We start from the raw sequence: 23,702 nt of genomic DNA on the forward strand, positions 1-23,702 counted from the left end.
GTTATGCTGCTTGTTTTTTGAATAGCTCACGAAATACCGGGTAAATATCACTGACTTCACGAATATGCTGAATGGCCAAATTCGGGTGTGAACTGAGTAAACGCTGATATTGCTCCCATAAGCTTTGATGTGGACGGGGGGTAATTTCGATATAAGCATAGTAACGGAGTAAGGGTAACAGTTGTTCTGACAGCAGTTGGGCGCAGGGTAAGCTATCATCAGCCCAATTATCGCCATCCGAGGCTTGCGCTGCATAGATATTCCATTGCTGACTGCTATAGCGTTGTTGAATGATCTCAAGCATCAGTTTCAACGCAGAAGAAACTATGGTGCCACCGGTTTCTTGTGAATAGAAAAACTCTTGTTCATCCACTTCTTTGGCTTGTGTGTGATGGCGGATGTAGACAACATCTACATTTTTATAGGTTCGGCTTAAGAACAGATAAAGTAATATGTAAAAACGTTTCGCCATCTCTTTAGTGGCTTGATCCATTGAACCAGAAACATCCATCAAGCAAAACATTACAGCTCTGCTGGTGGGCTCGGGTCTTTTTTGATAATTACGAAAGCGCAGATCAAAACTATCAATAAAAGGGACTGCAGCAATTTTTTGTTTTAAGTCAGTAATTTGTTGTAGCAAACTTCGACGTAACACTTCATCCGGCACTGCACTTTTTTCTAACTCTTCAAGTTGCTGTTCGATACTGAGTAGTTGTTTTTTCTTATCCGCCGTCATCGCAATTCGCCTGGCGAACGAACCGCGTAATGAGCGAACAATATCAATATTTGCCGGAACGCCTTCTGCGCGATAGCCTGCGCGAACCGTTTTATAACTGATCAACTTATCTAATTGATTATGTTTTAAGTCGGGTAATGCTAAATCTTCAAACAGCAAATCTAAATATTCATCTTTTGAAAGCGCGAACACAAAGTCATCATTACCCTCACCATCTTGGCTGGCATCACCTTGGCCACTTCCTCCCGCACCGCCTTGTGGACGTTCGATGCGATCGCCTTGGCTAAACTGATCATTACCAGGATGCACTCGCTCACGCTTACCGCCTTTACCATGATGAAATAGCGGCTCATTAATATCGCGAGCCGGTATGCTAATACTTTCACCTTGGCTTAAATCGGTAACACTGCGTTTGCTAATGGCATCAGATACTGCTTGTTTAATCTGTTTTTTATAGCGCCGGATAAAGCGCTGGCGGTTCACCGCGCTTTTGTTCTTTCCATTCAGACGGCGATCAATAAAATGCGCCATACTACCTCCGAAGCTATTGAGATTTACGAACCCGCAAGTACCACTCCGACAACAGCCGAACTTGTTTACGGGTATACCCTTTCTCCATCATACGGTTAACAAAGTCATCGTGTTTCTTTTGATCGTCGTTACTGGTTTTGGCATTAAACGAGATGACGGGTAAGAGTTCTTCAGTACTCGAGAACATTTTCTTTTCAATGACGGTGCGGAGTTTTTCGTAACTGGTCCAGAGTGGATTTTTACCATTATTTTTCGCTTTTGCGCGCAAGACAAAGTTAACGATTTCATTACGGAAATCTTTGGGGTTACTGATCCCTGCGGGTTTCTCAATTTTTTCTAACTCAGCATTTAACGCTGCTCGGTCAAATAACTGACCGGTTTCAGGATCGCGATACTCTTGATCTTGGATCCAGAAGTCAGCATAAATGACGTAACGATCAAAGATATTTTGTCCGTATTCGGAATAAGACTCTAAGTAAGCGGTTTGGATTTCTTTACCAATAAATTCGACATATTTTGGCGTTAGAAACCCTTTTAAGTGCTCTAAATAACGTTCAGCGGTATCTGCAGGAAATTGCTCACGCTCGATTTGCTGCTCTAACACATAAAACAAATGTACTGGGTTGGCCGCGACTTCACTACTGTCGAAGTTGAAGACCCGAGAAAGAATTTTAAAAGCAAAGCGTGTTGATAAACCGGTCATGCCTTCATCAATACCGGCATAGTCGCGGTATTCTTGATAGGATTTTGCTTTAGGATCAGTATCTTTTAAGCTTTCGCCATCATAGACCCGCATCTTGGAATAGATACTGGAGTTTTCGGGGGTTTTGAGCCGCGATAATACGGCGAATTGGGCAAGCGCTGCCAAGGTGCCAGGTGCACAGGGTGCTTTAGTCAGCTCGCTGTGCTCTAACAATTTTTGGTAAATTTTTAGCTCTTCACTAACACGTAAACAATAAGGCACTTTGACGATATACACCCGATCTAAAAACGCCTCATTATTTTTGTTGTTGCGAAAGGTTTGCCATTCTGACTCATTACTGTGCGCTAAAATGATGCCATCAAACGGCAGTGCCGATAGGCCTTCGGTACCGTTGTAATTGCCTTCTTGTGTCGCAGTAAGAAGCGGGTGGAGCACCTTAATAGGCGCTTTAAACATTTCAACAAATTCCATTAAACCCTGATTAGCTCGGCATAGCGCGCCAGAATAGCTGTAGGCATCGGGGTCATTTTGTGCGAAATGTTCTAATTGTCTAATGTCTACTTTACCGACCAGTGCGGCAATATCTTGGTTGTTCTCATCGCCGGGTTCGGTTTTAGCGATAGCCAGCTGATCAAGAATCGAAGGCGTGCGTTTTACCACACGGAATTGGCTGATATCACCGTTAAATTCATGTAATCGCTTGCTGGCCCAAGGTGACATAATGGAGCGTAGGTAGCGTTTTGAGATACCAAATTCTTTTTGTAACAGCTCGCCGTCTTCATCTACATCAAACAAACACAGTGGATGATCCTGTACTGGAGAGCCTTTTAAATAGTAAATCGGCACTTGCTGCATTAAATGCTTAAGTTTTTCAGCTAATGACGACTTACCACCGCCAACAGGCCCTAATAAATACAGTATTTGTTTGCGCTCTTCTAAACCTTGCGCCGAATGTTTCAGGTAAGAAACGATTTGCTCAATGGCATCTTCCATGCCATAAAATTCGGCAAAAGCCGGATAGCGAGCAATCACGCGGTTGGAGAATAATCGACTGAGATGGGTGTCTTGCGAGGTATCAATTAGTTCGGGTTCGCCAATCGCCATTAATAAGCGCTCCGCGGCGCTGCTATAGCAACTTTTATCTTTTTTACATAGCGCCAGATACTCCTGTATGGTCAGCTCTTCCTCTTTGTGTGCTTCATAGCGTGCTTTGTAATGCTCGAATATGCTCATATAACCCTCCAGCTCTATAATCGGGAAAACTGCAATCAGCTGTTACTTTAAGGGTAGACACTAAACGTAGGGTTTGCGCAGAAGTAAGGAAATTTTGTTTAAATTAGCCTATTTAGCAAAAATGATTTTGCACGAGCTTGTACAGTTTATGCAACGCTTGTACTGAGGCGGTAATTAGCATAAACAAAAAAATACCCAGCCGAAGCTGGGTATTGAGCAAAAACTGCGTAAAAATTATTTAGCGAAGTTTTCTGCAGCGAAGTTCCAGTTAGCTAGGGCCCAGAAGGCGTCTAAGTAAGTTGGGCGTGCGTTGCGGTAATCGATATAGTAAGCGTGTTCCCACAGATCGACAGTGATGATCGGTGTCACTGACGCATCTTGGATTGGCGTGCCAGCATTGCTGGTGTTGACGATATCTAAACTACCATCAGCTTTTTTCACTAACCAAGTCCAGCTTGAACCGAAGTTGTTCACGGCTTTGTCGTTGAATGCCGCTTTAAAGGCATCAAACGAACCCCATTTCGCATTGATGGCATCAGCTAATGCGCCGCTTGGTTGGCCGCCAGCATTTGGCGCTAAGCAATGCCAATAGAAAGTGTGGTTCCAAACTTGGGCTGCGTTGTTAAATACGCCGCCTTCACTTGAACGAATGATTTCTTCTAGCGATTGAGTGGCATAAGGTGTGCCTTCAACTAAACCATTTAATTTTACGACGTAGGTATTGTGATGCTTGCCGTAGTGGTATTCCAAAGTTTCCGCAGAAATATGTGGGGCTAACGCATCTTTCGCATAAGGTAATGCTGGTAATTCAAAGGCCATTGTTGCTCTCCGTTCACGTTGTTAAATGTGTCTGCATCGCTTAGACTACAAAACCTGACTAAAATACTCAAGTTTATTCGTTGAGCGATTGGGCTTTGCCACTCGGCTGCTGCCGGGACATTATTATCTGTCTAGCAGATATTGGGTTCTTTCTGAAAAACTCAAGTGCTTGGCGGCCTAATACAGGGTAAAATATTGACACAGTCATGTTAAACCGTGAGGACACTATGGAAACGCTAGATAAAATCAAACAGCAAATCGCTGAAAACCCGATCCTGTTATTTATGAAAGGATCACCAAAATTCCCAAGCTGTGGTTTTTCTGCCCAGGCGTCTCAAGCGCTGATAGCTTGCGGTGAGCAATTTGCTTTTGTGGACATTCTGCTGCACCCGGATATTCGGGCTGAATTACCAAAATACGCCAATTGGCCAACTTTCCCACAGTTATGGGTAGAAGGTGAATTAGTGGGTGGTTGCGATATCATATTAGAAATGTTTCAACGTGCTGAATTACAGCCGTTGATCAAGGACGCGGCCGCGCGTCAAAAAGAAACCAGCGCTGAATAATAGCCTGCATGCGAAGCGGCCTCGTTGGCCGCTTCAATGTTATTCGCGATGCGGCTAATCACCTGCTTTTGCCACATCCCTCTGCATCTTTCGTCTTAACTCTTAGGCTTCGTCCGTTGGCGCAGTTAAGGCCTCACTCTCAGCATCGGTTGATTCTTCAGCTAAGGCGTCAGCCAGTGGCCAGCCACCGAGTTGTTGCCAGCGATTGACGATATAGCAAAATAATTCTGCGGTACGTTCGGTGTCATACAAGGCGCTATGAGCCTCTTTCGCATCAAAGGCTATACCTGCTTGGGCACAGGCTTTGGCTAATACGGTTTGGCCTAACGCCAGCGCGGCTAAGCTGGTGGTATCAAAAGAAACGAAAGCATGAAACGGCGAGCGTTTATAATTTAGCCGGTTTATCGCGGCATTAAAAAAGCCTTGGTCAAACGCTGAGTTGTGCGCCACAATAACTGAGCGCTGGCAGCCTGCGGCTTTCTGGGCTTTGCGTACCGCTTTACAGATCTCACCAATGGCTTCGCGTTCATTAACCGCGCCACGAAGCGGATTAAAAGGGTCAATACCATTAAAGGCTAACGAGCTGGCATCAAGGTTAGCGCCTTCAAACGGCTCAACATGAAAATGCAGCGTTTCGCCCGGGAGCAGTTGGCCCGTTTCATCCATTGTCAGTAAATTTACGGCAATTTCTAGCATGGCATCGGTTTGAGCATTAAAGCCAGCGGTTTCGATGTCGATAACTACAGGGTAGTAACCGCGAAAACGGCGAGCCAATAAGGAAGTGGTTTGAGCGGGCATCGTTGCGTTCACAGATAGGTCAATTACCAAAGATGGCGCTATTATGCCAAAAAATACGGCTTAGGTCTTGTGTTAGGCACAATGCTTGCTTAGTTTTTCAAAGGGCGCGGTTTGACATTATGCTACAGAAGCGTCTTTTGCTGTGATTAAACGATAAATTAAAGGGATTAACCTAAGCCTATGCGTGCTTTAGCCTATGTTTTTTGTACTAGCCTGAGTTTGACTGCGTTTAACTGTGTGGCGGCGTCGACACAATGGCGTCAATATTCTGCCAGCATTGAGCAGTCTAGTTGGCTATTAAGTAAAAATACGCCATTGCAGTGTCAGCTAGAGCATGAGATCCCCAATTTTGGCAAAGCGATTTTTCGTAGCCAAGCCGGTAAAGCGTTGAATATGGATTTTGAATTGAGCATGCTGCGCCTGCCAGATAATTACGATCTCGCCGAAGTGATGTCGGTACCACCGCAATGGCGTGCGGGTGAAAAAACCAAAGCGGTGGCCAGTATGAAACTGTTAAAGCAATTTAACGGTGATCTGCCTAAAAAAGTGGCTTGGACCTTACTCACTGAATTAGAGCAGGGGTTTAGCCCAACGTTCTACTACGCCGATTGGTACAGCCCTTACGATAAAGTGGTGGCCGCGTTAAACCCAGTGCAGTTTCCCGCACAATACCAAGCCTTTAGTCATTGTATCGCAGCATTATTGCCTTACAGCTTTGATGATATTGCCTTTACGGTACTAAGTTATGAGAGCGGCGGCGATCAACTCAGCCGAGAATCTCGTCGACGTTTAACCCAGATAGCGGAATATCTTAAGTACGACAGTGAAATCGAATCGATAGAGTTACAAGGCTATACCGACAGCTATGGCGGACGTTGGATGAACGAACAATTGTCGGTGCAGCGGGCTGAAAAGATTAAAGAATTCTTCATTGCTGCTGGGGTTACTGAAGATAAAGTACAAATAGAAGGTTTCGGTGAGCGTCGGCATGTGGCCGCGAATGAAACCTCATTAGGCCGGGCGGTTAACCGTCGTGTCGTGTTACAAATGGCAAAACCTTAAGCAGGGCCTAGCGGCCCTGAACCATCACAGACACTTCACGCCAGCCATTGCGCTCGGCAATCACCACGCGGATCTGCTGCTGTTCGCGAAAGAAATACAATTGCTTTTGCGTTGCTAAGGTTTTCTGCTGATTAGGCTCACCTAAAGCGGTGATATAAAACAGCAACAAGTCTTGCTGAGTTTGTTGGCTAAAATAATGCAATACCGCCGGCATCTTTGTTTCTAGGCGGGCCATTTCTTGCGCATCATTTGGCAGCGGGATCTGCTGAAAAGCCGGTGCAGCGGCTAATTGCCCTGCGCTGACGCTGAGCAGCAAACCTAAGGTGACAATCCAACTTCTCATAAGGCTTCCTTGTTTAATCAGTAATAGCTTGATTAACCTTAGCAAAGTTTCCGCTGCTTTGACTACTACTGGCGATGAAGTATTTCCAGTGGTACCTGCTGCGCGGCTGGGTTTAGCGAGCGCAAACAGGCTGTTGCGTAATGCCGGTCAGTTAAGCTGACCGGCATTTTTCTTTCGGACAGGGTATTTCTGCTTACTCGACTTTAGGCAGCGAGGATAACATCGCTCTCGGCGTCCAGGTAGTAAGAAGTAGGACGCCATTTCGGTAATATTCATCACCACTTTTGGAACTCTTCCCGGCGAAACGTAGGGTAATGTCGCTAACTGGAATACGATGTAACTTGCTGATTCTTTGAAGCTCAGCTGACTTGGCGTGATATCTTTTCCTAACGAAGCGGCCATAAGCACCATCTGATACCGGATCAAATTATAGGCCAGCAATACTCCCCACAGCTCTTGTTTCACCATATCTGGTTTTCTTGAGCGCAGTGTGTAGGTATTCTGCAACATTGACTGCTTTATTTCCCTGAAACCCAGTTCGATTTCCCAGCGGGTCGAGTACAAATCAACAATGTCAGCTGCAGGAAAACGCATGGGATCTACCAAAGAACAGAGTATTTTGACTTCTTTGCCTTTAATGGTTTTAGTGAGTAATCTCGCTTCAATTGTATGCGGTAAGTCTGCGAACTTCTTACGTGACTGAGGCGTTGTGGTCAATCTTACCAGTTGATCCTGTTTGCCCAATGAGCGAATTACTTCATACTGCGTATGCTTTTTTAATGGCAGTAACCAATGGCGTTGCTTTCCAGTACTTTGCCATTTATAAAGCAAACCTAGTGAGTAAAACCCCTTATCGAATAACGTCAGTGAGTTATCACTGGTATGCGGGATTAAGTCCTCAGCCAAAATCATTTCATTAGCCTCAACACTGTCAAACCGGCTGGCGGTGAGCAGATGACTCGTTAACTCCATCTGACATACCATTCGAATTTGCGGATAGCAGGCTTCACCCGTTTGTGACCTTGTTCTGGCAAATGCGGCACTGTTCTCTGGTGTGTCTTCGGTTCGAAACACGACACCATCCACACCTAATAGTGTTAATCCGCACCAATTGGGATGGTCAGCTTGCTGATTCCAATGTCCGGCGGTGAGGTTAAATATATGCTCTATCGCTTCGTAGCCTAAGCGCTGTCTGGCTTGGACGATGGCACTTGGCGCAACATAAGGTACTTTGCCAGGCAGCAATATATCCATCTGAGATACAAGCTGTTTTATGGACATATTACGAAACAGAGCCATCCCCAATACTGCCCATACCATCTGCTCCATTGGTATACGGCGAGTTCTGATAGTAGATACACCGGCAATACTAAGCCCTGTTTCAATAAGTCCAGGGTCTAAAACATCTGACAAACTTTCAACATTAACGTTGTGACTATTTACTAAAACCGTTTCCAAAGCCTGACCAATATGCATAAAAAAAGCCTACAGTGTTTATTCTGTAGGCCTTTATATACCAACCACTGGATCGGTCAACCGATCTGAAAAGTTCTTAACTGATCGGCATTAGGCTGTTGCGAGTATTTTTATGTTAATGCACAGACGCCTAGGCCAAGCTAAACTAAAGCGTCTTTACTCGCTTTATCTTGCAATACTAGTCTTTGTTAAAGCGATTAGCAGCCAGTTGTGCTATAGCATGGCTGCCCTGCGGTAGCGGTTCTGCCGACAACTGACAGGCGAGTAATTCCGCCAGTAGCGGTGCATATAATAAGCCTCGAGCCCCTAAACCTGTCATCACCCATAGGTTTTTCAGCGCCGCCATCTGACCGACTATAGGTAAACGATCAGGTACGGTAGCGCGAAAGGCTGCCTTTGCTGAAATGGCCGTTATGGCGGAACTCCAAGCGGGTTGCCCCAGTTGCTGTTGTAACTCGGCAATGTTTTGCTGATCATCTTCTGTGGTTGTTTGAGCGATCTGACCATCACGGTCAAAGGTTGCGCCGACACTGTGCTCGCCTTGCCAAGCCGGCGTGAGATAGCCTTTATGACAGATCACCGTGCGTAACGGACTGATCTCTGGTGCCTGCACATGACTCACTTGCCCCCGGACACGATTAACGGGTAATGCGGCCAGTGGTGCGAGCTGACCAATATCGGCACCGGTTGCCACCAGCAAATGCTCGGCGTTAAAAGTATGCTCTGCCGTTTCGATTTGCCAGCCTGTTGCCAAGGGGTGTAAAGCCGTGACATGGCAATTAAATCGCACTTCAAACCCCTGTTGTTGCTGCAAATGAGCCAGCAACGCTTGGCAAAATGCTTGAGGGCCCAGCCAGCCTGCTGCTGGCAAGAATATGCCGCTGTGCTGCAAGGCGATGCCGGCCAGGCTTGATGCCTCTGCGGCATCGACAAAATTGACCAGGTTATTTGGCCAGCTCGCCTTCGCGGCCATTTTTTGCTGGCGCGTGGCTAAATGCGCTGTGGTAGCGAGATGAAGCATGCCGCAAAACTGCAATGGAAAGTCTAAGCCGATAGCATGATAATGCTGATAAAACTGTTTGGCATAATGAAAGGCGTGGCAGTGCAGCAACGAGGCGGCCGTCGGTTGTACTGTTAAGTTGGGATAAAGCGCGCCTTGACGATTGTGCGAGGCACGCTGTGCCACATCCGCATCCGCACAAAGTAATTGCACCTTGATACCGCGCTTTAGTAAAGCGGCTGCGCTGCAAAGTGCTGCCAAACCGCCACCAATAATGGTGATATGACTAATGGCAGCCGTTCGCTGGCTTATGCTGTGGGCTTTTTCTAGCTGGTGCTCTGCCGGTACACTGGCGGTGAGCATTTCGCGTTTACGGCCATAGCCTTTAACTTTTTTAATCTGAAAGCCCGCTTGTTGTAGGCCGCGTTTTACAATGCCCGCACAGGTAAAGGTGGCCAGTGTGCATTTAGGAGCGGCTAACCGAAAGAGTTGCTCAAATAAGCTGACTTGCCACATTTCAGGGTTTTTCGAGGGCGCAAAACCATCTAAGAAGATGGCATCAACCTGATGGTCTGTCGGGAATTGGGGTAATAAATCATTAGCGTCACCTAGCCATAAATCCAAAATAACCTGGCCCTCAGCAAACACTAAGCGATGACATCCTGCAACCGCAGGCGGGTAAGCTTCTAATAATGCTTGGCTAAATTCGGCTAACTCGTGATGACAAGCCAGTGCCTTTTGCAGATCGGTGGCACTGATCGGAAATTTTTCCACGCTACTAAAATATAAACGCTGACAGGGTGCGCTTGGATTTTGGGCTCGAAATTGCTGAAAACGTTGCCAACAAACTAAAAAATTGGCACCTGTACCAAAACCTGTTTCCAGCACATGAAAATACGTTTTACTCTGTTGTAACCAGCGTTCGGGTAAGCCATTTTGCTGTAAAAACACGTAATCTGTTTCGCCAAGGCCGCCTTCATCAGAAAAATAGATATCTTCGAAGTCGCTGGCAACGGGGGCGCCTTGCTGATTAAAATGAATGCGAGCGTTGGATAAAGGTTGCATGGTGGAGCCTGTGCAGAAAATTCAACTTGTAGTTTACCTCAGGCTCAAGCAAAATTGAAAACAGAGTACAACTGTTCGCTGAAAGCAGACCAGTTTTTTGCGGAAAAGCCGTAGAATAAGACGCAAATTTTTAATGAGCCTAAATAAATAGGTCTAGGAGACAGAATGAAAAGAGCCGTAATCACCGGTTTAGGTATTGTATCCAGTATTGGTAACAATAAAGCAGAAGTATTAGCCGCGTTAAAAGCGGGCAAGTCTGGCATTAGCCGGGCGGAAGAGTTTGCTACACTGGGATTACGCTCACAAGTGTGGGGCGACATTAAGTTGGATCCTGCCACCCTGATTGACCGCAAAGCGATGCGTTTTATGGGCGATGCTGCAGCATATTCTTACATTGCCATGCAAGAAGCGATGGAAGATGCCGGTTTAAGTTTAGAGCAAATCTCAGATCCTCGCGTCGGCTTAGTCGTCGGCTCTGGCGGTGCTTCTTCTAAAACACAGGTTGAAGCGGCGGATATTTTACGGGAAAAAGGCGTTAAGCGCGTTGGTCCTTATGCTGTCCCTAAAACCATGTCGAGTACCTGTTCAGCCTGTTTAGCTACGCCATTTAAAATTAAAGGCGTTAACTATTCCATCAGTTCAGCTTGTGCTACTAGCGCGCACTGTATTGGCCATGCCATGGAGCTGATCCAACTGGGTAAACAAGATATCGTGTTTGCCGGTGGTGGTGAAGAAGTGCATTGGACACTGGCGATGGAATTCGATGCCATGGGCGCTTTATCTTCTCGTTACAATGATACGCCAGAACTTGCGTCGCGCACCTACGATGCTAACCGTGACGGTTTTGTGATCAGCGGCGGCGGCGGTATTGTGGTGGTTGAAGAATTAGAGCATGCGCTAGCGCGTGGCGCGACCATTTATGCTGAAATCGTCGGCTATGGTGCTACTTCAGATGGCTATGACATGGTTGCCCCCAGTGGTGAAGGCGCCATTCGCTGTATGCAGATGGCGATGCAAGATGTTAGCGCACCCATTGATTATGTGAATACTCACGGCACCAGTACTCCAGTCGGAGATGTCAAAGAGTTAGGCGCGATCCAAGAAGTCTTTGCCGGTAAAACGCCTGCTATTAGTGCAACTAAAGCCATGACAGGCCATGCTTTAGGCGCTGCCGGTGTGCACGAAGCCATCTATTCTATGCTGATGCTACAGCATAACTTTATTGCCCCATCGATCAACATTGGTGAATTAGATGATGCGGCCAAAGGTTTAGATATCGTGACTCAAGCACGTGATGCAGTATTAAATACGGTGATGTCGAACAGTTTTGGTTTCGGTGGCACCAATGCGACCTTAGTGTTACAGCGTTATAACGACGCAAAATAAGCTAATAGGTTGATTTAAAAGGCGCCTTGATGGCGCCTTTTGCTTTGTTAGCGGTGTAATTTTGTTACACTTAACGTCAAAACCAGTGGAGTGCCGATGAATGCAGATTTATGCTGATGAAAATATGCCGTTAGTGCATGAGTTTTTTTCGCAGTTAGGCGAGGTCACAACCTTTGATGGGCGCAAGGTCACGGCTGTACAACTGAGTCAGGCAGATATTTTGTTAGTGCGTTCAGTCACGCCAGTAGGGCCTACGCTACTCGCTGACAATCAGCAGTTGCGTTTTGTGGGTACCGCGACGATTGGCACAGATCATATTGATCAGGCTTACTTGCAGCGTCAAAATATTGCGTTTAGTGCTGCACCGGGCTGTAATGCACAGTCGGTAGTGGAATATGTGCTCAGCAGTATTTGGTGTTTAGCCGAGCGTTATCAATGGCAGTTAACCGATAAAACGGTCGGTATTGTTGGCGTAGGCAATATCGGTGGGCGCTTAGCGCAGGCGTTAAGTGCTTTACGGATCCCGGTTTTACTTTGTGATCCAATACGTGCAGCGCAAGAGCCGGATTTTCCACACACCGACTTTACATCACTCTGTCAGCAAGCCGATATTGTTAGCCTGCATACCCCCATGCAAAAACAAGGGCCCAATGCTACCTGGCACCTGTTTAATGATGCCACGCTAGCCAGTTTAAAACCGCACTGTGCCTTGATTAACGCCTCTCGCGGCGGGGTTATTGATAACCAAGCGTTATTAGCGGCACAGCAACAGCATCGTCGCCCTTTGGTCCTCGATGTATGGGAGCAAGAACCTGATATTCTGCAAGCGTTATTGCCTTACTGTGATATCGCAACCGCGCATATTGCTGGTCACAGTGTTGAAGGTAAAGCGCGCGGCACTGAAATGTTGTATCAACGCTGTTGTGAGTTACTGGGAGTCACGCCAGAAATCGCGTTAGCGGCCTTGTTACCTCGGCCTGCTGTAGAAAAATTACAAATTTCTGCTAATTTTGGGCTTCCGGATGTCCAAAGTGTCGCAAGAATGTTATATGATGTGCGGCGTGATGACGCTTTATTGCGGCAACACCTGCAACAACATGGGTTTGACTGGCTAAGAAAGTCATATCCCGCACGGCGCGAATACAGCGCGCTGCAGCTTGTCGGTCAGGCCGTACCGGCCTGGCTTGGCCAATTGGGCTTTAATAGTCAGATTTAAGAGGATGCATCAGATGGCGTCACAATATAATGTCGCAGTCCTAGGCGCGACGGGCTTGGTAGGCCAACATTTAATTGAAATATTAGAGCAGCGCGATTTCCCTGTTGCCCAGCTATTTCCTTTAGCAAGCAGCCGCTCTGCCGGTGGCTCTGTTACCTTTAAAGGCAAAAAAATTACTGTGCTAGATGCGGATACCTTTGATTGGAGCCAAGCTCAAATTGGTTTGTTTTCAGCCGGTGGTAGCGTGTCAGCTATTTATGCGCCAAAAGCCGCAGATGCAGGCTGTGTGGTGATTGATAACACCTCACACTATCGATATGAAGCGGATATTCCGTTAGTGGTGCCTGAAGTGAACCCAGAAGCCATTGCTGATTATCGTAATCGTAATATTATTGCTAACCCAAACTGCTCTACGATCCAAATGTTGGTCGCTTTAAAGCCCATTCATGATGCCGTGGGGATCAGCCGTATTAATGTGGCGACTTATCAATCGGTAAGCGGTGCTGGCCAAGCGGCAGTTGAAGCTTTAGCCCAAGAAACGGCGCAGTTATTAAATGGTCGGCCTTTAGAAGAGGGGGGCCATTTCGCTCGGCAAATCGCTTTTAACGTGATCCCGCAAATTGATGTGTTTATGGATAACGGTTACACCAAAGAAGAAATGAAAATGCACTGGGAAACACAAAAAATTCTTGGTGATAACAGCATTGGTGTTAATGCAACAGCGGTGCGAGTGCCGGTGTTTTTTGGTCATGCTGAAGCGATACATATAGAAACGCGGATGCCGATTACCGTTGAGCAAGTTAAAGTGCTCTTAGCGGATGCCCCTGGCGTGGTGTTATTTGAAAATAACGCTGATTTTCCAACGCAGGTCAGTAACGCAACAGGCAAAGATGAGGTGTTTGTTGGGCGCATACGGCAAGATATTACGCATGAAAACGGCATAAACTTGTGGGTTGTGGCGGATAATATTCGCAAAGGTGCTGCCACCAACAGTATTCAAATTGCTGAGCACTTAATTCGTGATTATTTATAACGCCGTTTTGGCGGGTTAATTAGGTCACAAATCACAGGGCGCCTTAGGGCGCTCTGTGTTATTTATGGCGGTAAACAGCAGTGCTTGTTGCTATTTACTGGTAAGCCGAAGCTAACTGCATTATATTTGTTGAGTCAGCAGCAGTAATAATGGAACACTGCTTGCATAACATTATCATATGATTTTGCTTTAACGTGAGTCTAGGTGCTCGGCTAAGGAATCCTGATGCCTGTTCGTATAATTTTACTTTTGCTGTTAGTCAATTTTTCGTCGATGGTGCTGGCTCAGTCTGCGCCGACGCAGATCCGTGGCCCGAAAAACGCGGATAGTGTGCTATTGCAAAAGCAATTTGGCCCTTTAACGCCCAGCGACACTCTGTGGCGTATCGCCGAGCAGGTCAAACCTAGCGACAGTGTGACCACATTCCAAGTGATGTACGCACTTTTCATGAAAAACCCTGGCGCGTTTAATGACGCCAACTTCAATCATTTACGGCCTGGTGCCATCTTAATTGTCCCTGAGTTGCGTGAAATTCGTTTGGTTGATCCCGAAGTCGCTCGGCGTAAAGCGGATAGCGATGATGCTGAGTGGGCGAAAAAAGTCGCGCGTGATGCCGCGGCACGCGCTAAAGCCCGCGAAAAAGCCAATAAGCCTAATGTGGTGCAGCAACAAACCGCCGCAGAGCTAAATGCTTTAAAAGATCAGTATCAAGACTCTATTCAACTTATTGAAGGCATTGCGCTGGAAAACCAGCAATTACGTGGCTCGCTAGGACGGGTAGAGCAAGAGCTTGAAGGCTTAAAGGCGCAATTAGCCGAAGACAGTTTATTACAACAGCAGCTTAATCAGTTGCTGCAGCAACAGCAGCAAATCTTGGCAGAGCAACAAGCCCGACGCGAAGCGGAAGAAGCGGCGCAACTCGCCGCCGCCGCAGCTGAAGCAGAAGCCTCCAACTGGCTTAATAATCCTATTACGTGGGCGCTTGCTGCGTCGTTACCTGCTATTTTGTTATTGATGGGCTTTATCGCTTGGGTTAAACGGCTTGGGCGGCAAACCGAAGAAGCGGTAGCGAATGCGATCAAAGAGCCGCAGACCTCGGCAGGTTATAAATCACCGGTGCCACCTATCGACAATAGTCAGGATTTTGACGAAAGCCTGCTCGATATGGATGACGATCTGTTTAGTAACGATTTTGATGAAGCCAGCCCAAGTGCTGTCAGTGCCCTGGATGATAGCCTTGAAGATGATACATTACCGGATTTCAGTGACGATATTTTAATTAACGAGTTAGTTGAGCCAGATCCACTGCGCACGGACATGTTAGATGGCATGGATGATGATCGTTTAGATGTTGATGACGACGCCTTAGATCCTGTAACGCCGGTGCGGGAAGAACACGATATTCAATTAGAAGGCGCGGAAGAATTAAATTTCGACCCGGATAATATTTTGTCGGATACGGATTTATCGGCCTTATTAATGGCTGATGATGATGACGATGAGGTTATTGAGTTAGCGGATCCGAGTGAGGCAGAAACAGCTCAGTTAGCCGCAGAACCTACTACGCCAGAGCGTGAGACAGCAGATGATTTTGACGATCATATTGAAGAAATTGAAGTTGAGCTGCCTGACGATGAACCAGACGCTACCATGCCGACAATGGATGATGAGCTAGACGAACCCGCAGAGCTGATTGACGATGTGTTGGATAGGTCTGCTGACGAGGCAATCGATGCCGCAACAGACGAACTCGATGCTGATGATATTGACGAGTTACTGTTAGATAATGAGCGCGAACGTTTATTAGCCTCAGAAGCCCGTTTTGATAATTCTGATTTAGATGACTTTGCCGAGCAGTTGGCTGCAGAATCCATTGAAGCGGAAGATGCAGACAGCTTGTCTGCAGATGAAGAGCAATTGAATGCCGAGCTTGATGATATCTTAGAGCAAGCGGCAGCGGAGCAATCACAAGCGACAGCCCCTGAGGTCCGCGATGCGGATGTCGATGAATTAACCAGTGAAGCGCTCGATGACATGGATTTAATCGACACCGCTGCACAAGACGACGTTGATGACGTTATTACTGAGCAGGCGGCTGATGATGAGTTAGTGACAGAGTTTGAGCTGCCTGAAGAAACCGATCTAGCATTAGACGATGCGTTAATTGATGATGAGCCCGAGCTTGATGACGTAGCCGATTTGGCAGCAGTCGATGCGTTAATTGATGATGAGCCCGAACTTGATGACGTAGCCGATTTGGCAGCAGACGATGCGTTAATTGATGATAAGCCCGAGCTTGATGACGTAGCCGATTTGGCAGCAGACGATGCGTTGATTGACGATGAACCCGAACTTGATGATGTAGCCGATTTGGCAGCAGACGATGCGTTAATTGATGATGAACCCGAGCTTGATGATGCACTCGATCTGGCAGCTGATGATGCATTAATTGACGATGAGCCCGAACTTGATGACGTAGCCGATTTGGCAGCAGACGATGCGTTAATAGACGATGAGCCCAAGCTTGATGAAGCCTTGGCGCTCGCCGCTGCTGAGCAGTTAAGTGACGAACTAAGCCTAGCCCAAGACACCGCATTACCTGCTGTCGACGAGCAGCTGAATGAGCAGACCGCCGCTGATAGCAGCGAAAGCAGCGCTGCTCGAAAAGCCACAGAGCACGCGGCATCCGCGCAGCAGATAGCCGATTTGCTGAACGAAGACGCGGAGTCTGATATTGCCCAGACGCTAACGGCAGAAGACGAGTTTAGCCATAATCTTACGAACTTATTAACTGAACCTGATGACGCGACTGCCGATGATTTAGCAGATCAGCCTGAACCCACAGCGCTTAATGATGCTGCGACAACGGATACTGATGAAACTGCGGCAGAACCAACCCTACCCGACACATCGGCTGACGAAGAGGCGGATGACAATGCTTTAACAGCGGAATCGTCAGAGCATTTCCCTGATGTCGCTTTAGAGAGTGATGCCGAGCCAGAAGGCGATGCAGAATTATCACTAGACTTAGCTTCAGATGAAGATAATTCGGTCACGCGCCCTTCAGAAGCAGCACTGTCTGTAGAAAACCCCAGTAAAGTACTGGACAGCTATCCTGAATTAGCCATGTCAGACGATACTGCGGATGACGATGAGTTTAGTCAGCTTGCCGAGCAAATTGAGCAATTAACCAATGAGTCTGCTGCAGAATTCAGCGATGAAGAATTAGCTGCAGCCTTAGCTGAGCAGAGTGAAAACGAAGACGAAGATGCTATCCCAGAACTCAGCCCAGAGGAATTTAACCTAACCGAGCTGGAAGACAGTCAGTTCGATTCGTTATTAAATGAGTTAGCGGTAGATGAAAACGTTACCCAAGCAGATAACGATGTTGAGCTGGCTAACGATGCTTTAGCTATTCCTAATGCCGAATCTACAGCCGCGGAGATCAGCGATGAGCCGGCCATTTCAGATGATGACTTTGTCGAAATTGATAATTTGTTATCTGCCATGGAGCATGCTGATGAAGATGAGCAGCGTTTCAATCAATTAAATGTGGATGTTGGCTTAGAGGATTATGCCGGTATTATTGGCGAACATACTAAGATGGACGTTGATAAAGAAGATGAAGGTTTTGCCGGCAAACTGGATTTGATTCGCGCTTACTTAGAAATGGATGAAGCCGAAAGTGCAGAACTGCTGATTGAAGAAATCCTCACTTCCAACGCGCCTGAACACATAAAAGCTGAAGTGAAAGCGCTCAGAGCAGAGTAGGTATAATCGGTTAGCTGCGTTATAATCCGCGCAGTTAACAGAGGGCCAGTGATGCGAATTGCGTTAGGTATTGAGTATGATGGTGCCAGCTTTTATGGCTGGCAGCGTCAGCGCGAAGTCAACAGCGTGCAACAAGAAGTGGAACAGGCATTAGCCAAGGTGGCTAATCAGCCGATTGAATTATTTTGTGCTGGTCGCACCGATGCCGGTGTGCATGCTACCGGTCAAGTCGTGCATTTTGATTGCAGTGCTGATCGCGATATGAAAGCCTGGGTGATGGGTACTAATGCTCAGCTACCTGATCAAATTGCTGTGCGCTGGGCCAAAGAGGTTCCTGATGATTTTCATGCCCGTTTTAGCGCAACGGCGCGTCGTTATCGTTATGTCATCTATAATCATAAATATCGACCGGCCATTTTGCGGGCGGGTTTGAGTCATTACCATCAAGATCTTGATATAGCCTTAATGCAGCAAGCGGCACCTGCCTTGCTGGGCGAACAAGATTTTAGCGCTTTTCGCGCTATGCAGTGCCAATCAAATACGCCGTTTCGAAATGTGCATCACCTGCGAATCGCACGAATAGGCGATTTCATTGTCATAGACATTAAAGCCAATGCCTTTTTGCATCATATGGTGCGTAATATTACCGGCAGTTTATTGGAAATTGGTATGGGCCGCCGCCCTGTAAGCTGGTTAGCTGAATTGTTAGCCAGTAAAGATCGTAATCTTGCTGCTGCAACGGCGAAGCCGGGTGGTTTGTATTTAGTCGAAGTCGATTACCCTGAGCAGTTTGCGATCCCGAAAGTGGCACTAGGGCCGCTGTTTTTACCGGCTACCTAGGCAGATAGCACTGACTACTAAGACCAGTTTTCTGTATTCGACAGTACTCAATATGTGTTTTAATAGCTGCATTTACGCTATATCAGTGTTTTTAACGTATTTTTCCGTCGTTAGCCCTGTGTTATCGACTATGACAGATTAGGAAACCTCTATGAGTTGGTTAGAAAAGATTCTACCTAGAACATCGTCTTCTGGTCGCCGCAATATTCCAGAAGGTGTCTGGACTAAATGTACTTCTTGCGACGCGGTGCTGTATAAAGCGGATCTAGACCGCAATCTAGGTGTCTGTCCTAAATGCGATCACCATATGCGTGTATCGGCTCGTGCGCGTTTACAAAGTTTTTTTGATGCGAGCAGCACTCATGAGTTAGCCGCTGAGCTTGAACCACAAGATCTGCTAAAATTTAAAGACAGCAAACGCTACAAAGATCGTATTGTTGCTGCCCAGAAAGCCACTAATGAAAAAGATGCGATGGTTGTCATGCATGGCACCTTGCACGGTAACCCTATTGTTGCCGCAGCCTTTGAATTTGAGTTTATGGGTGGCTCCATGGCGTCGGTAGTTGGTGCCAAGTTTGTTGCCGGTGTCGAATATGCTTTAAAGCATAAAGTCCCTTTTGTTTGTTTCTCTGCCAGTGGCGGCGCTCGCATGCAAGAGGCCTTATTTTCTTTAATGCAAATGGCGAAAACCAGTGCGGCATTAGCGAAAATGAGCGAGCAAGGCTTGCCTTATATCTCGGTATTAACTGATCCAACTATGGGTGGTGTGTCTGCCAGTTTAGCGATGCTGGGCGATATCAACATCGGTGAACCTAAAGCGTTAATCGGTTTTGCCGGTCCTCGGGTTATTGAGCAAACCGTTCGTGAAAAGCTGCCAGAAGGCTTCCAACGTAGTGAATTCCTATTAGAACACGGTGCAATTGATATGATTGTTGACCGCCGTGAAATGCGCGATACAATTGCCCGACTTATGGCTAAGTTTATGCGACTACCTGCGCCAGTGGCGGAGCGTGATGCATCCTAGGGATTTATGTCGGTCCAACAATTAAATAGCCAATCGTGCCAAACCCTGGCCGATTGGCTTTGTTATATAGAGCAAAGTCATCCGATTGATAAAATTGAGCTTGGCTTAGATCGTGTGCGGCAAGTGGCTGCTCGCGGTAATTTAGCACAACTGCCTGGAAAGGTTGTGTTGATAGCCGGTACCAATGGTAAAGGTACCACCGCTCGTACCTTAGAGCACTTGCTGCTGGCCCAAGGTTTTACGGTCGGTGTTTACAGCTCACCGCATTTACTGCAGTTTAATGAACGCTTACGCCTCAATGGTACCGATGTGGTTGATGCCGATTGGCTGGCCGCTTTTCAGTTAGTTGAGCAATTACGGCTGGATGTTCCTTTAAGTTATTTTGAGTTTACGACCTTGGTGGCTTTTGCCATTTTACGTGCTCAGCAACCCGATTACTGTTTAATTGAGGTTGGGCTAGGTGGGCGTTTAGATGCAACAAATATTGTCGAACCGACTATCAGCGTCATCACCACAATTGATTTAGACCATCAAGATTGGCTTGGCCCAGATCGTGAAAGTATTGGTCGAGAGAAAGCCGGCGTGTTTCGTTCGGGTAAAGTGGCTATTTCCGGCGAGTTATTGCCTCCAGCAAGTTTGAATGAGGTGGCCACCGCGCTCGGTGCCTTATTTAAACAAGTTGGTAGCGACTTTCATTATCAAGTTAGTGCACAGCAATGGCATTGGCAAGGCTACCAACAGCAGTTTAGTGACTTACCCTTACCACAAGTGCCAGTACAAAACGTTGCCACCAGTTTAGCGGTGTTAGAACAATTAGGGCAGCTGCCAAACGAAACCGTGTTAAAGCACAGCTTAAGCACGTTAACCTTGCCCGGGCGTATGCAACAGTTGCAACAAAACCCAACTATTTTGTTAGATGTAGCGCATAATCCGCAATCGGCGGCTTATTTAGCGACGCAGTTACAATTATTACAGCCGCGCTATCGGCAAATTATTGCCTTAGTTGGCATGTTAAAAGACAAAGACATGCGCCAAGCATTACAGCCCTTGACGTCTTGTGTGACGCAATGGCATCTTGTTAGCTTACCGGGTAACCGCGGCGCTAGCAGTACGCAATTACAGCAGGCATTGGCCAGTGTCGATCAGGCCAGTGCATCTAACGCTATTGAGCATGACTCTGTTGCTCAGGCGTATCAGGCTATCGTCAGTACCTTGCAGCCTACGGATCTCTTGGTTATTTTCGGCTCTTTTGTTACCGTTTCTGCGGTATTGGCGCTTCAGTAGGAGGGGCAATGATAGCAAAATTTAAACATCGGTTATTGGGTACCAGTATTTTGGTGTTGGCCGGCATTATCTTTTTGCCAGATTTACTCGATGGTGAAAAACAAGTCGTCAAAGATGATTTTAAAGTCATTCCCGATCGCCCAGAATTCGTTGGTGTACAACAGGTTCAGCCGTTTCCTGATGATGAGTTTGCGGCCAAACAACAAGCCGCTAACAGCCAGCCGATAGACGATGCCGATGTCTTGGATGACGCTGATAATAGCAGTGACAGTGCTAACTTACCCTCGCAACAATATGCCCAAGTTACCGCCGGCGCAACAGAAACTGAAAAAGTCGCTACGCCCACTAAAGTTGTTGAAGCTACCCCAAGCACAACGCCAACGAAAACGGCCGTAGCGCTTAATCAAGCTGCATGGGTGGTACGAGTCGGTAGTTTTAGTAATCCGCAAAACGCCAGTGCGTTAGAAGCAAAATTAAGACAAGCCGGTTTTGCCACCTTTACCCGCAGCATTACTAACAGCAATGGCCAGCCGTTAACCAGTGTTTTTGTTGGCCCTGAAGTGCGACGCGAGCGTCTAGAGCAAGGTCTGGGTAAGCTGCAACAATTAACCGGTATTGCAAAGCTGACGATCAGTAATTATCAACCTACGGAAATCAACTGAGTTTGATCGACACGAGCTGTTTCCGTTTGTAATAAACAAACGGATCACTTGTTTATGAACATTCCCTAGCTATTTGGGTCGGCAATTTGTTAGAATGCGCCCCGTCGTTAGGCAACCTTTGGTAGCAAATGAGTTGGGTTGATTTTGTCATCTTGGCGGTCATAGCTCTCTCCGCTGTGATCAGTCTGGTCCGAGGCTTTGTAAAAGAAGCTATTTCCTTGACCGTATGGATCGCGGCTTTCTTTATTGCCAGCTCGTATTACCCCCATCTAGCCAGTTTTTTCACAAATATTTCTGAACCCACGCTGCGTAATGCTTCAGCTATTGCCATTCTATTTATTTGTGCGCTTATTGTGGGCGCGCTGATCAACTATGTCGTTGGCAAACTCGTCCAGTCTACCGGCTTATCTGGCACAGATAGGTTGCTTGGGCTGGTATTTGGTGCGTTGCGCGGTGTGTTAGTGGTCAGTGCCGTATTATTTTTTATTGACGCCTTTACTCCTGCGGCGGCGGCTGATTGGTGGAGCCAATCTAGCTTGATCCCTGAGTTTGGTTTTATTATTGAATGGTTTTTCGAATATCTGCAAAGCCGTTCTAGTTTTATGCAAAAGCCATAGCCGGCGAGGAAAAATCAATGTGTGGTATTGTTGGAATCGTAGGTAAGTATCCCGTTAATCAGGCGCTGTATGATGGTCTGACAGTCTTGCAACACCGCGGTCAGGATGCTGCGGGTATCGTTACGGTCGATAATAATACCTTGCGCTTGCGCAAGGCCAATGGTCTGGTCAAAGACGTATTTGAAATACGTCATATGCAGCGCCTGGCCGGTAATATCGGAATTGGGCATGTGCGTTACCCTACTGCAGGTTCGTCAAGCACCGCCGAAGCGCAGCCGTTTTACGTTAACAGCCCCTTTGGTATCGCTTTAGCGCACAATGGCAATCTGACTAATGCGCATGAGCTAAAAGACGAAATCTTTCGTTTAGCGCGCCGCCATGTGAACACGACTTCTGACTCAGAAGTGTTGTTAAATGTGTTGGCGCACGAATTAGCCATTCAACCGAATATGAAGCTAGCGCCTGAGCAAATCTTCAAAGCGCTGGCCAATGTGCATCGCAAAGTGCGAGGCGGTTATGCGGCGGTGGCGCTGATTATTGGCCATGGCTTACTCGCCTTCCGTGACCCGAACGGGATCCGCCCCTTAGTGATGGGCAAACGTGAAACTGCGGCGGGTACTGAGTATATGGTCGCTTCAGAAAGCGTAGCCCTTGATGCGGATGGCTTTACCGTATTACGGGATATCTCACCAGGTGAAGCCGTGTACATCACCGAGCAAGGTGAATTACACAGCATGCAGTGCGCTGAGAACCCAAGCTATACTCCTTGTATTTTTGAGTACGTCTATTTTGCGCGCCCTGACTCAACCATCGACAATATTTCGGTTTATGCTTCTCGTGTCGCGATGGGAACTTACCTCGGTAAAAAATTAAAACGGGAATGGTCGCATCTGGATATTGATGTGGTTATCCCGATCCCAGAAACCAGTAATGATGCGGCTTTAGAAATTGCCAATGTGTTAAATTTACCGTACCGCCAAGGTTTTGTGAAAAACCGTTATATTGGCCGTACCTTTATTATGCCTGGCCAAACAGAGCGTAAAAAATCGGTGAAGCGTAAATTGAATGCGATCTGGCAAGAGTTTAAAGGTAAGAATGTGTTGTTGGTGGATGATTCCATCGTCCGTGGCACGACTTCAGGTCAAATCATCGAAATGGCGCGTGAAGCGGGTGCGAAGAAAGTGTATTTCGCTTCGGCAGCACCAGAAATACGTTTCCCGAATGTGTATGGTATTGATATGCCGTCGGCCAATGAGCTCATCGCTCATGGTCATGATGTGGACAGTATTTGTCAGATCATCGGCGCGGATGCCCTGATTTTCCAATCATTACCTGATTTGATTGCCGCAGTAAGAACAGAAAACCCGGACATTACCCATTTTGAAACGTCGGTATTTGATGGTCATTATGTCACAAACGATATTGATCAAGATTATTTAAATCGTCTTGATCAATTACGCAGTGACGATGTGAAAGCGGCGTCTAGCATGAACATGGCAACAAATTTAGAAACTTACAACGAAGGTTAAATCAAGTC

Annotated in this window: 19 protein-coding genes; 12 read left to right on the forward strand and 7 right to left on the reverse strand. The window is 46.9% G+C overall.

The genetic code is table 11. The features are described 5' to 3' along the window. Position 1: 1 nt before the first annotated feature. From LMJ53_RS07705 to sodB, 3 genes are all read right to left on the reverse strand, one after another. Entirely contained in the window at positions 2–1,267 is a 1,266-nt protein-coding gene (locus tag LMJ53_RS07705; RefSeq protein WP_229585523.1) for a YeaH/YhbH family protein, read from the reverse strand. A gap of 13 nt (positions 1,268–1,280) precedes the next feature. Continuing rightward, positions 1,281–3,203, reverse strand: coding sequence for a PrkA family serine protein kinase (locus LMJ53_RS07710; protein ID WP_229585524.1), 1,923 nt, complete (start codon positions 3,201–3,203; stop codon positions 1,281–1,283). 234 nt (positions 3,204–3,437) lie between these two features. Then, on the reverse strand, positions 3,438–4,022 hold the full coding sequence (gene sodB / locus LMJ53_RS07715) for a superoxide dismutase [Fe] (protein WP_229585525.1): 585 nt from the start codon (positions 4,020–4,022) through the stop codon (positions 3,438–3,440). A gap of 227 nt (positions 4,023–4,249) precedes the next feature. Here sodB and grxD point away from each other — a divergent pair, with 227 nt between their 5' ends. Next, positions 4,250–4,588 carry a Grx4 family monothiol glutaredoxin gene (grxD, locus tag LMJ53_RS07720; RefSeq protein WP_229585549.1) on the forward strand — a complete coding sequence of 113 codons (339 nt, stop codon included), beginning with the start codon at positions 4,250–4,252 and terminating at the stop codon, positions 4,586–4,588. Between the two features lie 102 nt (positions 4,589–4,690). Here the strand turns inward: grxD and rnt are convergent, their stop codons facing one another. Then, positions 4,691–5,386: a ribonuclease T gene (gene rnt / locus LMJ53_RS07725; RefSeq protein WP_229585526.1), complete on the reverse strand. Its 696-nt coding sequence runs from the start codon at positions 5,384–5,386 to the stop codon at positions 4,691–4,693. A 180-nt stretch (positions 5,387–5,566) separates the two neighbouring features. On the opposite strand from rnt, the gene LMJ53_RS07730 reads away from it, so the two are divergent. Further along, positions 5,567–6,448, forward strand: coding sequence for a flagellar protein MotY (locus LMJ53_RS07730; protein ID WP_229585527.1), 882 nt, complete (start codon positions 5,567–5,569; stop codon positions 6,446–6,448). A gap of 7 nt (positions 6,449–6,455) precedes the next feature. Here the strand turns inward: LMJ53_RS07730 and LMJ53_RS07735 are convergent, their stop codons facing one another. From LMJ53_RS07735 to mnmC, 3 genes are all read right to left on the reverse strand, one after another. Then, a complete protein-coding gene (locus LMJ53_RS07735; RefSeq protein ID WP_229585528.1) occupies positions 6,456–6,791 on the reverse strand; it encodes a hypothetical protein in 336 nt (111 codons plus the stop codon). 147 nt (positions 6,792–6,938) lie between these two features. After that, positions 6,939–8,267, reverse strand: a complete 1,329-nt coding sequence (locus LMJ53_RS07740) for an IS4 family transposase (protein ID WP_229585529.1) — start codon at positions 8,265–8,267, stop codon at positions 6,939–6,941. A 178-nt stretch (positions 8,268–8,445) separates the two neighbouring features. Continuing rightward, positions 8,446–10,332 carry a bifunctional tRNA (5-methylaminomethyl-2-thiouridine)(34)-methyltransferase MnmD/FAD-dependent 5-carboxymethylaminomethyl-2-thiouridine(34) oxidoreductase MnmC gene (gene mnmC / locus LMJ53_RS07745; protein ID WP_229585530.1) on the reverse strand — a complete coding sequence of 629 codons (1,887 nt, stop codon included), beginning with the start codon at positions 10,330–10,332 and terminating at the stop codon, positions 8,446–8,448. A gap of 165 nt (positions 10,333–10,497) precedes the next feature. Between mnmC and fabB the strand changes: the two genes are divergently transcribed. The 10 genes from fabB to purF all read left to right on the forward strand — a co-directional run bounded on the left by fabB (position 10,498) and on the right by purF (position 23,694). Next, positions 10,498–11,718 (forward strand): beta-ketoacyl-ACP synthase I, encoded by a 1,221-nt coding sequence (gene fabB, locus LMJ53_RS07750; RefSeq protein WP_229585531.1) that lies wholly within the window; start codon positions 10,498–10,500, stop codon positions 11,716–11,718. A 100-nt stretch (positions 11,719–11,818) separates the two neighbouring features. Continuing rightward, complete coding sequence (locus LMJ53_RS07755) at positions 11,819–12,934, forward strand: 4-phosphoerythronate dehydrogenase (protein ID WP_229585532.1); 1,116 nt, start codon at positions 11,819–11,821, stop codon at positions 12,932–12,934. Between the two features lie 13 nt (positions 12,935–12,947). Continuing rightward, positions 12,948–13,967 carry an aspartate-semialdehyde dehydrogenase gene (locus LMJ53_RS07760; protein ID WP_229585533.1) on the forward strand — a complete coding sequence of 340 codons (1,020 nt, stop codon included), beginning with the start codon at positions 12,948–12,950 and terminating at the stop codon, positions 13,965–13,967. A 225-nt stretch (positions 13,968–14,192) separates the two neighbouring features. Next, complete coding sequence (locus LMJ53_RS07765) at positions 14,193–17,738, forward strand: FimV/HubP family polar landmark protein (RefSeq protein WP_229585534.1); 3,546 nt, start codon at positions 14,193–14,195, stop codon at positions 17,736–17,738. A gap of 51 nt (positions 17,739–17,789) precedes the next feature. Continuing rightward, complete coding sequence (gene truA, locus LMJ53_RS07770; protein WP_226749776.1) at positions 17,790–18,578, forward strand: tRNA pseudouridine(38-40) synthase TruA; 789 nt, start codon at positions 17,790–17,792, stop codon at positions 18,576–18,578. Between the two features lie 151 nt (positions 18,579–18,729). Next, positions 18,730–19,602, forward strand: a complete 873-nt coding sequence (gene accD, locus LMJ53_RS07775) for an acetyl-CoA carboxylase, carboxyltransferase subunit beta (protein WP_226749777.1) — start codon at positions 18,730–18,732, stop codon at positions 19,600–19,602. Positions 19,603–19,608: 6 nt separating this feature from the next. Then, positions 19,609–20,886, forward strand: a complete 1,278-nt coding sequence (folC, locus tag LMJ53_RS07780) for a bifunctional tetrahydrofolate synthase/dihydrofolate synthase (RefSeq protein WP_229585535.1) — start codon at positions 19,609–19,611, stop codon at positions 20,884–20,886. 8 nt (positions 20,887–20,894) lie between these two features. Next, positions 20,895–21,548, forward strand: coding sequence for an SPOR domain-containing protein (locus LMJ53_RS07785; protein WP_229585536.1), 654 nt, complete (start codon positions 20,895–20,897; stop codon positions 21,546–21,548). A 128-nt stretch (positions 21,549–21,676) separates the two neighbouring features. Next, positions 21,677–22,165 carry a CvpA family protein gene (locus tag LMJ53_RS07790; protein ID WP_226749780.1) on the forward strand — a complete coding sequence of 163 codons (489 nt, stop codon included), beginning with the start codon at positions 21,677–21,679 and terminating at the stop codon, positions 22,163–22,165. Between the two features lie 17 nt (positions 22,166–22,182). Further along, positions 22,183–23,694, forward strand: coding sequence for an amidophosphoribosyltransferase (gene purF, locus LMJ53_RS07795; RefSeq protein WP_229585537.1), 1,512 nt, complete (start codon positions 22,183–22,185; stop codon positions 23,692–23,694). Positions 23,695–23,702 lie beyond the last annotated feature (8 nt).

Origin of the sequence: Rheinheimera sp. UJ51, from assembly GCF_020819615.1 — a bacterium.
Classification (GTDB): Bacteria; Pseudomonadota; Gammaproteobacteria; order Enterobacterales; family Alteromonadaceae; genus Alishewanella; species Alishewanella maricola.